The sequence below is a fragment of the Arenibacter sp. 6A1 genome (genome assembly GCF_012272855.1).
GTDB lineage: Bacteria > Bacteroidota > Bacteroidia > Flavobacteriales > Flavobacteriaceae > Arenibacter.
Genome location: NZ_JAAXCQ010000001.1, coordinates 362,025 through 373,903 on the forward strand (window position 1 = coordinate 362,025; position 11,879 = coordinate 373,903).

An 11,879-nucleotide genomic window follows, 5' to 3' on the forward strand; every position below is an offset into this window, starting at 1 on the left:
AAAAACGAGTACCCTACAGTTAAATCATACGGATTCCCCCTTTCAAGGGGGAGTAAGGGGGATGTTGGAAGTATTCAATTAGGTTATCGGTTCCTTGAAAACTATAGAGCTTCAATTACCTCTTCTCTTTAGGGTTCTGATTTACTGGGTTTGTTATGGTCTGGTAGGGATTGGAGGCACATGGGGCATTGTCTTTTTTAAGGACGGTTCTTGATAGCCTCAGCTCTATGTGTCCTGTTCTTTTTTGCATCGCCCAAAAAAGAACCCAAAAACGCTAGGCTGATTTTCATTTTCTAAAAATCTACGCACTTCCACGCCGCACCGCCCAGGCCGCTTTCACTAAGGTGAAATGCTCTTTGGACGGCTTCCATCACCCGCTTTGAAAAGCACTTGATTTTTAACGAAAATTAAAATAGGCCAGGTTCTTTTGATTTTAACAATTCTGGATGCAAGCTACCTTTTATTCAAGAGAACACATTCAAAAATAATTATTACAGTCACTCCATGGAGTCCTCTTTCAGGACGATAAAGGATGTAATTCGCATATCATCATTCGTCTTTGCGCCCAATTTTCGGTCATGCTCATTTCAAACTCCCGAATTAACCAGTTCTAATTGTCTTCACTTTTTTTTCATTGCTAATTGTTTATTGTTTATTGCTAATTGAACTAGGCCAGGTTCTTTTGATTTTAACAATTCTGGATGCAAGCTACCTTTTATTCAAGAGAACACATTCAAAAATAATTATTACAGTCACTCCATGGAGTCCTCTTTCAGGACGATAAAGGATGTAATTTGCATATCATCATTCGTCTTTGCGCCCAATTTTCGGTCATGCTCATTTCAAATTCCCGAATTAACCAGTGCTAATTGTCTTCACTTTTTTTTTCATTGCTAATTGTTTATTGTTTATTGCTAATTGAACTAGGCCGGGGGCTTTTGATTTTAACAATTCTGGATGCAAGCTGCCTTTTATTCAAGAGAACACATTCAAAAATAATTATTACAGTCACTCCATGGAGTCCTTTTTCAAGACGACAAAGGAACCTCATCAATATGGTTCTTTCATCCTGTTAAAGGATTATTTGCCAATAAGGATGCTATAAAGAAGATATTTACGATTAGAAATACACTTATTCAATATACTACAAGGTTAAATCATGCGGATTTCCCCTTTGAAGGGGGCTAGGGGGATGTTGGGATGATACAATAGGCAATCTGTTTCATGAAAAGCTATAGAGTTTCATAAAAATTGAATCTGTAGTTTTTTCTGTTTACTGGTTACCGGTTACTGATTACTCTTTTTAGCTCCGCTTGCTTAAAAACGAGTACCCTACAGTTAAATCATGCAAATTCCCCCTTTCAAGGGGGAGTAAGGGGGATGTGGGAAGTATACAATTAGCTAGTCGGTTCCTTGAAAACTATAGAGCTTCAATTACCTCTTCTCTTTAGGGTTTTGATTTGGGAATTGTTGACACACGGGGGTTTCTCCTTTTTGGTGTACGTTTTTTTTTAATTAAACCTTTTAGTCATAGAATAAGTGCTAATCTTTCGAGCCTTTTCCTCATCACTACAACAGAGTGTCTTTTTTGAACGGAGGAAATTCTCATCAAATGCGCCTTGATGGTTTTTAAGAGACCTTATAACCCACCTTAAACCAACCGACATCCCCCTGGCCCCCTTCTAAGGGGGAATCCGCGTTATTCTACTTTTTTGAAGACACAATGGGCCTATTTGTAATATCAATTCTGCTTTTCTTTACCTTATGGATCTTCCTTAATTATAGGGTAAGGGAACCAATTTTCTTGAGTCTCTTAACAGGTACATTGGATCATCTTTGTATTGTATAAATTTATTGCTGTATTTTTCTTAATTTAAGGTCCGTAAAGTCTCTTTAATGGACCAATTAATTCCCCCGGGCCTTGTGCCCCAAAGCTTTAGCGGCGGCGTAAAGGGGGGAGTAAGGGGGATGTAGGGATGATGCAACTAGCAATCTTTTTCATGAAAAACTATAGAATCCCCTATAACCCAAAATTAAAGGATTACGCCAGAGAGCTTCGGAAGAACAGTACCCTTTCTGAAGTGCTGCTGTGGCAAAAAATAAAGAATAGGTCCTTTGATGTTGAATTTCACCGACAAGTCCCGCTCTTAGAATATATTGTTGATTTTTACTGTCCTGAGATAAGGCTTGCTATAGAAGTTGATGGCGATAGCCATGAATATAAATATGATTACGATAAAAAACGCCAAGGTGCATTAGAAGAATACAATATTGAATTTATCAGATTAACGGATATTGAAGTAAAAAAAGAAATGTTCAGTGTAATGTTGAAAATAGAAGGTACTATAGAGAGGCTTTTAAACAGGCCTTAATCACCCCAACATCCCCCTAGCCCCCTTTACGACTACGGCGCACACGGCCCGGGGGAATCCACGCGATTAAACCTTTTAATTCATATGTAAAACTTCATAACAGGATAACTTGATAACAAGATAACTCCGCTACTCGTTAATTCGGGAACTTGATTACTTGATAACTCCATAACAAGATAACTCTATAACTGAATACTGACTACTTTTTTTAGCTCCGCTTGCTTAAAAACTAGTCCTACAGTTAAATCATGCGGATTCCCCCTTTGAAGGGGGAGTAAGGGGGATGTGGGAATTATTCAATTAGGTTGTCGGTTCCTTGAAAACTATAGAGCTTCAATTGCCTCTTCTCTTTAGGGTTTTGATTTGGGAATTGTTGACACACGGGGGTTTCTCCTTTTTGGTGTACGTTTTTTTTTTAAACCTTTTAGTCATAGAATAAGTGCTAATCTTTCTAGCCTTTTCCTCATCACTTCAACAGAGTGTCTTTTTTGAACGGAGGAAATTCTCATCAAATGCGCCTTGATGGTTTTTAAGAGACCTTATAACCCACCTTATACCTACCAACATCCCCCTGGCCCCCTTCTAAGGGGGAATCCGCGCTATTCTACCTTTTAGTTGATAAAATAAGGTGTCTTTTTATGAGTAACAGTTCATATGTAAAACTTGATAACAAGATAACCTGATAACTTAGTAACACTATAACAGACTAAACACCAATAAAATAAAGCGAGAATTTATTTAGATTACGTAATAATTTATTAAATTTATACGTAAAACTAATGTTATGGACAAAAAACTCACCTTAAGCTTGGACAAAACAATTATCGAAAGCGCAAAAAATTATGCTAGATCGAATAATATCAGCTTGTCGAAACTAATAGAATCCTATTTAATGACCTTAACTACCCCCACAAGAAAGACAGGGGAAATAACACCTCTTGTAGAAAGTTTAAGTGGGGTAATATCTCTTGATAAAGATTTTGACATAAAAGATACCTATACCGATTATTTAATTGAAAAATACAAATGAGTAGATTACTCATTGACACCAATATTGTCATAGATCTTCTTTCTAAAAGAGAAGAATTCTATCAGGAGGCTGCCGATTTGTTTTCTCGTGCAGATAAAAAAGAAGTAGCCTTGGCTATTTCATCCTTAACATTTGCAAACACTAACTATATTCTTACAAAATTAAAATCGGCCAAAGAAGCGAAAGAAATATTAAGAAAATTTAAAGTACTTGTAGAAGTATTAAGTCTAGATGATAAAATAACGGAATTGGCCTTGAGTGACGACAATTTTCCTGACTTTGAAGATGGGCTTCAATACTACACTGCTATAGAAAACCAAATCGATATTATAATCACACGGAATAAAAAGGACTTTAAAAACTCAAAAATACCTGTTTTAACTGCGCAAGAGTATTTAGCTCGGAAATAATTCCAGTAGTTAACACACTGTCCCCCTTTACGCCTAAGACGCACAGCCCGGGGAATCCTCCTTTTTAATCTTTATAATTAATAGTGAAGGGATTCTTTTTATTAATAGCCGTTCGTATACGTAACATCATAACAAGGTAACTCCGTTACTCGTTAATTCGGGAACTTGATTACTTGATAACTCCGTAACAAGATAACTCTATAACCGTTTACTGGTTACCGATTACTGACTACTTTTTTTAGCTCCGCTTGCTTAAAAACGTGTACCCTACAGTTAAATCATGCAAATTCCCCCTTTCAAGGGGGAGTAAGGGGGATGTGGGGATTATTCAATTAGGTTATCAGTTCCTTGAAAACTATAACGCTTCTCTAAAGGATTATGATTTGGGGATTGTTAACACATAGTTCTTTTCTTCTTTTAAGGACAGTTCTTGATAGTTTAAGCTTTCTATTCATTTTTTCCATTGATGAAAAAACGAATCAAAAAAATCTAGGCTGACGAATCTTTATCTAAATTTATTGCTCAGCACCTAAATTTTAGGAACTCGCTTTAGAAATACAGTTAAAAATGAAAATACTTTTAGCTCAGACAGCCTAAAATTTTACGGTACTTTCACCGCAAATTTTACGATAAATTTTCGATAGGCCGAAAACTTTTGATTTTAACAAGTTGAGATGAACTCTGCTCAGTATTGATGCTTAAAACTTCTTTCTTGAGGTAAAGCGGTTTATTCAATAATTAATATATCCATAGATTTCAATCAAGTAATTCCCCTGACCGTGTGCGCCTTGGGCGTAAAGGGGGAGTAAGGGGGATGTTGGAATTATTCAATTAGGTTGTCGGTTCCTTGAAAACTATAGAGCTTCAATTATCTCTTTTCAAATGGATTGTTGACACATAGATCTTTTTTTCTTTTTAAGGGCGGTTCTAGATAGCCTAAGCATTCCGCTTTCTGTACTTTTTTGCATCGCCCAAAAAAGAACCCAAAAACGCTAGGCTGATTTTAATGTTCTAAAAATCTACGCACTTTACACGCCGCACCGCCCAGGCCGCTTTCACTAAGGTGAAATGCTCTTTGGACGGCTTCCATCACCCGCTGTGAAAAGCACTTGATTTTTAACGAAAATTAAAATAGGCCGGAATCTTTTGATTTTAACCATTTGAGATGAGTAGTTTCAAATATTTCACAGCTTCTCTCCTACCCACACATCCCCAGCTATCTCTTCATTTCTACCATACCCAAACACATAAATATATTTTTTAACAATACTTTTCTTTCATTTATTTATTGTATTTAATTTCAAGTAGATACAGATTTAGAACTAGGCCATTGTTTAATTCAAGAATAATTATAATAACCGCCGGGCTTTTTATTTTTTATGGAATTATGATCCTTTTTTCATTGTAAGCATCTCTTTTCATTCAAGGAGCCAATTACATCCATGGCCAACGCGCCGGCTGGCTCCTCGAGGTAAATGCAAGTCGTTGCATTTCCATCTCGGCCCTCTTGTTTCTCTTCTCTTTTCTCTTTTTCCCATTGTTAATTATAAATGACTGCCGCCATGGCCAACGCGCCACCTGGCCCCTCACGTTAAATGCAAATCATTGCATTTTTCGCTCGGTCCTCTCTTTTTTCCTTTTTTTTAATATTTTTTTACCGAAATTAGGACTGTCCAAAGTGTGTTGCATGACAACAAGGGCATTAATAACCTAGAAAACCTATAGAGTAGCCAATGCTACCACTGGCGCTTGGGGTATCTAATAGGTACTCCGTAAAAGTGGCTTAATATTACATAATGAAGAAATCCAAAATCCCTAGGTCCATCACCGATACCCGCCCCAATGCTGATTCCGATACTATTGGGCAAGAGGCCCTGGCGTCCTTGCGCACCCTGGCTGCGGGAATTTGTGATGTGCCCACGGCATGGGTATCTCTGATAAAACCTACCCCCCCTCCTAGTACGGCTGCAGATGGAGAGGCCGACAACGCATCTCCCCTCTCCCTCCTTCGCGATGCCCATTTTAGGGAGCGCCTCAAGGAGATTTTTATAATCGAGGATGCCAAAACAGATCCGAGAATAGATACCGCCACCGCCCTTGATTGCCGTTTTTATGCCGCCATACCTCTTAGCCCCCCGGAAGGGGATGCCTTGTACCTACTGTGCGTACAGGACCAAAAACCGAAGCAGTTGGATGCTCCCAAAAAAGCGGCCTTGACGGCCCTAGGGCAATTGGGGGAACGTTTGCTAGAACAGCAACGCATAGAAAAACAGGCCGAAAAACAAAAGCAGACCCTTGCCTATGAGTTGGATAGGCTGGACAGTTTTATCGATGCTACCCATATTGGCACCTGGGAGCTGAATATACAGACCAAAGACATATTTTTTAATGAACGCTGGGCAGCCATGTTGGGATATACCCATGAGGAGCTGTTCCCTATAAACCTTGAGCAATGGGATTCCCTGATTCACCCCGATGACAAGGCCTTAGCCGATAGCAAGCTGCAGCTCTGCTTGGAGAAAAAAGCCGATTATTTGGAGCACGAATGTCGCCTGCGGCACAAAGACGGCCACTGGGTGTGGATTAATAATAGAGGCCGGGTGATACAATGGAGCGCGGACGGGAAGCCCTTGATTGTCGCCGGGGCCCATTGGGATATTACGGAACGCAAACTGGCAGAAGAAAAATTGCGGCTGAAAGACCAGTGGTTTAAATCCCTGGTCCTTGGCGGTGCCGATATGATTACCGTCATGGATGACAAAGGCACCTATAAATATGTGAGTCCGACCGCCATGGATATCCTTGGCTACGACCCCCAGGAGGTGATCGGAAAAAACACCTTCGATTTTATGCACCCCGACGATATTGCCCAGGTGCATGACCATTTTAGCAAATTGCTGGCCGGAGAAGCGTATACCCCAAAACCGTTTCGGTACAAACACCAAAACGGCCAATGGCGATGGGTAGAAAACGTAGTGACCGACCTGCGGCACGACCCCGCCGTACAGGGGATTGTAACCAATTCCAGGGATATTACCGACAGAATACAGGCCGAGCAGCAAATAAAGGCTTCCGAAGAAAAATACCGCCTCTTGTTTAACTCGAGTCCACTGCCAGCTTTGATCTACGATTTTGATACCCTAAAAATATTGGACATCAATGCTATGGCCGTTGAAAAATACGGCTATCCCAGGGCGGAATTTATAGGGATGGATATCCGGGAGATACGGCCACCGGACGAGATTCCACACTTACTAAAAACCCTAAAAGCCATTCCCATTAACAGGGAGGCTAGCATAAATTTTGGGGTCTTTACCCATATAAAGAAAAATAGGGAGCTCCTAAAAATGGAGATCGTTGGCCATGCCATCCAGTTTCAGAGAAAAGACTGCCTTTTGGTGGTCTGTAACGATGTGACCGAAAAAGAGCAGTTCCTGGAGGAGCTACAGCAGTCCGAATACAAACTGAAAATGGCCACGGACATTGCCAAACTAGGGTATTGGACGGTAGACCTGCAAGGGGGTGCTATTACCCTTTCCGATGAAGTATATAAGCTGTGGAGCTTGGAGAAAGGCAGCTTTGAGGTGTCTTTTGATAGTTTTTTGGCCACCATACACCCAGAGGATAAGGAGAAATTTAAACAAAAAGTAGCGGCGGCAGTAAAGGGTGGCAAAAACTACGATTTTATCTATAGGATACGACGCCCCTCGGGAGAACAAAAATGGGTACATAGCCTTGGGCGCTTGGTGTATGACAAGGAAGGCAACCCCAAGCTGTTTGAGGGTACCGTACAGGACATTACCCAGCAAAAATATGAGGAACAACGCTTGAAGCTGATGGAATCTGTGGTGACCAATACCTCTGATGCCGTCAGTATCATTAATATAGATCCCTTTAATGAGGCCGGACCCCGCATTCGCTATGTAAACGATGCCTTTAGCAGCCTCACCGGCTATGAGCCCGAAGAGGTGCTAGGGCAAAATCCGCGTATGCTCCTTGGCTACCAGCCCAATGCCGACGCCCTAACAGCACTGCAGCAGTGTATAGCAGAATCCAAGGCCGGGGAAATTACCACCAACAGCCATAAAAAAAACGGGGAAGCACTATGGGTACACCTATCCTTTACACCGGTAGCGGACGAAAAAGGGGAGTTTACCCACTATATTGCCATCCAGCGCGATATTACCGCCCAAAAAAACCGGGAACTCGAAAAAAAATTGCTGGCCGATATCAGTATGTTATTCCACCGACAGGAAAAACTAAAGCCCTGCCTAGAAGACGTTTTACAGCATTTGGCCGACTATGGCGATTTTCAGATGGCCGAATTATGGTTGCCAAATCTGGAAAAAACACAGCTGCACTGTATGGCCCAATACAGTAAAAAAACGGTTGCCGATGCTACTGCCATGCCCGTTTTTACGATCGAAGAGGGATTCCCAGGGGAGGTTTGGAAAAATCAAGAACGGACCTATTGGGACAATGGAAATAATGCACTGGCCTGTATCCCTAGAGAATACGCCGCAGCCAACAAGATACAAACGGTAGTCGGCATTCCCCTGACCCATAACAAAGTACCTATTGGCGTCTTGGTATTGGGGATGGAAAATACCAAAAACAACATTCGGTTCTCCGAGGCCCTTTTTCAGCAGTTGGAAACTTTTATAGGGGCCGAAGTGGAACGAAAACGCCTAGAAAACGACCTCAACCAAATCTTTACCTTTTCGCCCGACCTTATTTGTATTGCCGGAAATGACGGCTATTTTAAAAAAATAAATCCCGCTGGTATTGCCTTACTCGAGTACAGCGAAGAAGAGCTCCTCTCCAAAAGAATAGTGAGTTTTGTGCATCCCGATGACCAGGAGCGTACCAAGAACCAGCAAAAAAAGATCTACCAGGGCCAACAGGGCGATAATTTTCAAAACCGCTATATCACCAAAAGCGGAAAGACCAAATGGATTAGCTGGTCTGCTACCCCCAACGATGAACAGGGACTGGTTTTTGCCGTCGCCAAAGATGTTACCCAAAACAAAGAGCTACAAGGGCTATTGGACAGGGCCAATAATTTGGCGCGCATAGGGAACTGGGAGGTCGATTTTCTCCAGGAGAAAGTCCATTGGTCCAATATCATCAAGGAGATTCATGAAGTCCCACTAAGCTATACCCCTACCCTAGAAAGCAGTGTTTCTTTTTGTAAGGATGCCACCCAGAAAGAACGGCTTCTAGAGATGATACAATCCGCCAACGTAAAGGGCGAAGCCTGGGAAATGGAACTACTGATTACCACCGCCAAGGGCAATGACCGCTGGATACGGATCATAGGAGAACCCGAATTTCTAAAAGGGGAATGCGTAGGCTATTACGGCTGTGTACAGGATATTCACAAGCTAAAAATAGCACAGCTATCCCTAAAAAAGGCCTTTATAGAAAAAACGCAGATTCTAGAGAGTATTGGCGATGCCTTTGTGGCCGTAGACAAGCAGTGGACAGTTACCTATTGGAACAAGGAGGCCGAGCTACTGATGGAAATACCACGGGAAACCACCTTGGGAAAAAATCTATGGAGCTTATACGATAACGTAGCCCAGTACGATTTTTACCACCAGTATAAAAAAGCGATGGATACAGGGCAAACCATTAGTTTTCAGGAACACTACCCCGAACTAAAAAAGTGGTTCGATGTCATTGCCTACCCTTCTGTCAACGGACTCTCTATTTATATCAAGGACGTTACCGACCGTATGGAAGCTGCAGAGGCCATTCGCCAAACCAACGAGCGTTTTAAAAAGGTGACTCAGGCTACCAACGATGCCATTTGGGATTGGGATCTTATCAATGGCAGTGTGTATTGGGGGAAGGGGTACCAATATCAGTTTGGCATTCCCCTGGCGACCATTACCCCTACCCTTGAGGAATGGAAAAATCGGATCCACCCCGATGATTACGAGTATGCCCATGGCAGTTTGCAAGCTAAACTATTGGACCCGATGGCTACCAAATGGGAGGCCGAATACCGCTTTTTAAAAGCCGACAATACCTATGCCAATGTGATGGATAAAGGGCTTATTATTAGAGATAATAAAGGTATTCCCATACGGATCGTAGGGGCTATGTCCGATATTACCTATAGAAAAACCTATGAGAAATCCTTGCAAAAACTAAATATCCAATTGGAAAAACACGCCAAGGAACTGGAAATCTCCAATGCCGAGCTGAAACAATTTGCCTACATTGCCTCTCACGACCTGCAAGAACCGCTGCGGATGGTGACCAGTTTTCTGTCGCTACTAGAAAAAAAATATGGAGAGCAGCTCGATGAGCGTGCCCGAGAATATATCTATTTTGCTGTGGATGGCGCCCAACGGATGCGACAGATAATTTTGGATCTATTAGAATTCTCCAGGGTAGGCCGACTCGAGGACGAGAAGGAAACGATAGCCCTACAAACGGTTCTGGACGATTACTGCATTTTACGGAAACAATTGATAACCGAAAAAGAAGCCCAAATTATCAATACTCCCCTGCCCACCATCAGCAGTTATAACGCGCCGGTGACCCAAATACTGCACAACCTGCTAGACAATGCCCTAAAATACAGCGCCCCACACAGGCCGCCGGTGATTAAGATAGGGGCTTTGGATAAGGGCGACCATTGGGAATTTTCCGTGGCCGACAACGGTATTGGGATTGAGGAGGCGTATTTTGACAAAATTTTTGTAATTTTTCAACGTTTACATGGTAAAGACGAATATAGCGGTACAGGAATGGGGCTTGCCATTGTAAAGAAAATTATTGAAAACTTAGGAGGTCGCATTTGGCTGGAGTCCACCCCGAACAAAGGCACTACCTTCTATTTTACCCTAAAAAAATAAGCGTTACCCAAAATTAAATTTCAAGACCAAGCCAATACAACGACCAACGCAACAGTATTTATGAAAATTGACAAGCATCCATACAATATCCTTATCATAGAAGACAATCTGGGCGATTATGTGCTGATAGAAGATTACCTCCTAGAGCATATCCATGCCCCGAACCTTGTCCATGCCAAAAAATTTCAGGAGGCCCAAAACCTATTGCTTGCGGAAGGAAGGAAGTTTGATGTTATTTTAATGGACCTTTCCCTTCCCGATATAAATAAGGACACTTTATTGGAAGAGATAAAAATTTTTAGCTACAATACCCCCATTATCATCTTAACGGGAAATTCAGATTTGGATTTCGCCATTAAATCCCTTTCCAAAGGGGTGTCCGATTACCTGGTAAAAGACACTATTAACCCTTTGGTACTTTATAAAAGTATTGTTTACACCCTAGAGCGATTCCGTTTTTACACCTCTCTAAAAGCGTCCCAGCAACGCTATATGGACATTTTTCATTTGAGTCCGGCTCCCATGTGGGTCTACGATGTAAACAGCCTTGCCTTTTTAGATGTCAATGCTGCCGCCGTGCGCCATTACGGCTATAGCGAGGCGGAGTTTTTGTCGATGACCATCAAGGAAATCCGTCCCCCCGAGGATATTCCCATCCTAATGGAATCTATAAACCACGAAAAGCATAAAGCCCGTTATTTTCAACAAGGGTCGTACAGGCATCAGAAAAAAAACGGCGACATAATCGATGTAGAAATCACCAGCAATGCCATACAGTTCAATGGCATTCCGGCCGAAATTATTCTGTCTACCGATATCACCGAAAAACTAATGCATATAAAAGCGATCGAAAAACAGAACCAAAACCTCAAAGATATTGCCTGGACCCAGTCGCATGTGGTCAGGGCCCCGGTATCGCGGTTATTGGGGATGATAGATTTGATCAAAGAAGATTTGCCCTCTGAGGAAGAAAAGGAGATTTTATTAGAACATATTTACAGTTCTGCCCTGGAGATCGATGAGATTATAAAGGAGATTGTCAGCAAGTCGCAGTCGGTGTTTAATGTGGAAAAGGGTTAATGTAGCAATGAAACAATTGGGATTGTGGTAATTGAGGGGCTCTTAGTCATTTAATGTAACAAATGGGGTTGGAGGAATTTGAAAATTAGGGAATTTGAAAATTTGAAAATTGGGATGG

At 41.7% G+C, this 11,879-nt stretch carries 5 protein-coding genes; all 5 read left to right on the plus strand.

Annotated elements, in window-relative coordinates; translation table 11 throughout:
• Positions 1-2,000: 2,000 nt before the first annotated feature.
• The 5 genes from HCG49_RS01490 to HCG49_RS01510 all read left to right on the plus strand — a co-directional run bounded on the left by HCG49_RS01490 (position 2,001) and on the right by HCG49_RS01510 (position 11,761).
• Positions 2,001-2,372 (plus strand): endonuclease domain-containing protein, encoded by a 372-nt coding sequence (locus HCG49_RS01490; RefSeq protein ID WP_168467793.1) that lies wholly within the window; start codon positions 2,001-2,003, stop codon positions 2,370-2,372.
• 784 nt (positions 2,373-3,156) lie between these two features.
• Positions 3,157-3,402, plus strand: coding sequence for a DUF6364 family protein (locus HCG49_RS01495; RefSeq protein ID WP_168467794.1), 246 nt, complete (start codon positions 3,157-3,159; stop codon positions 3,400-3,402).
• Positions 3,399-3,812, plus strand: a complete 414-nt coding sequence (locus HCG49_RS01500) for a type II toxin-antitoxin system VapC family toxin (protein ID WP_168467795.1) — start codon at positions 3,399-3,401, stop codon at positions 3,810-3,812. The genes HCG49_RS01495 and HCG49_RS01500 overlap by 4 nt, the downstream gene beginning before the upstream one ends.
• Positions 3,813-5,608: 1,796 nt before the next feature.
• Positions 5,609-10,681: a PAS domain S-box protein gene (locus HCG49_RS01505; RefSeq protein WP_168467796.1), complete on the plus strand. Its 5,073-nt coding sequence runs from the start codon at positions 5,609-5,611 to the stop codon at positions 10,679-10,681.
• 60 nt (positions 10,682-10,741) lie between these two features.
• Positions 10,742-11,761, plus strand: coding sequence for a PAS domain S-box protein (locus HCG49_RS01510; RefSeq protein WP_168467797.1), 1,020 nt, complete (start codon positions 10,742-10,744; stop codon positions 11,759-11,761).
• Positions 11,762-11,879: the final 118 nt, after the last annotated feature.

Coding starts and splice junctions, on each gene's coding strand:
- HCG49_RS01490 (WP_168467793.1), top strand. CDS start 2,001: ATGAAAAACTATAGAATCCCCTATAACCCAAAATTAAAGGATTACGCC.
- HCG49_RS01500 (WP_168467795.1), top strand. CDS start 3,399: ATGAGTAGATTACTCATTGACACCAATATTGTCATAGATCTTCTTTCT.
- HCG49_RS01505 (WP_168467796.1), top strand. CDS start 5,609: ATGAAGAAATCCAAAATCCCTAGGTCCATCACCGATACCCGCCCCAAT.
- HCG49_RS01495 (WP_168467794.1), top strand. CDS start 3,157: ATGGACAAAAAACTCACCTTAAGCTTGGACAAAACAATTATCGAAAGC.
- HCG49_RS01510 (WP_168467797.1), top strand. CDS start 10,742: ATGAAAATTGACAAGCATCCATACAATATCCTTATCATAGAAGACAAT.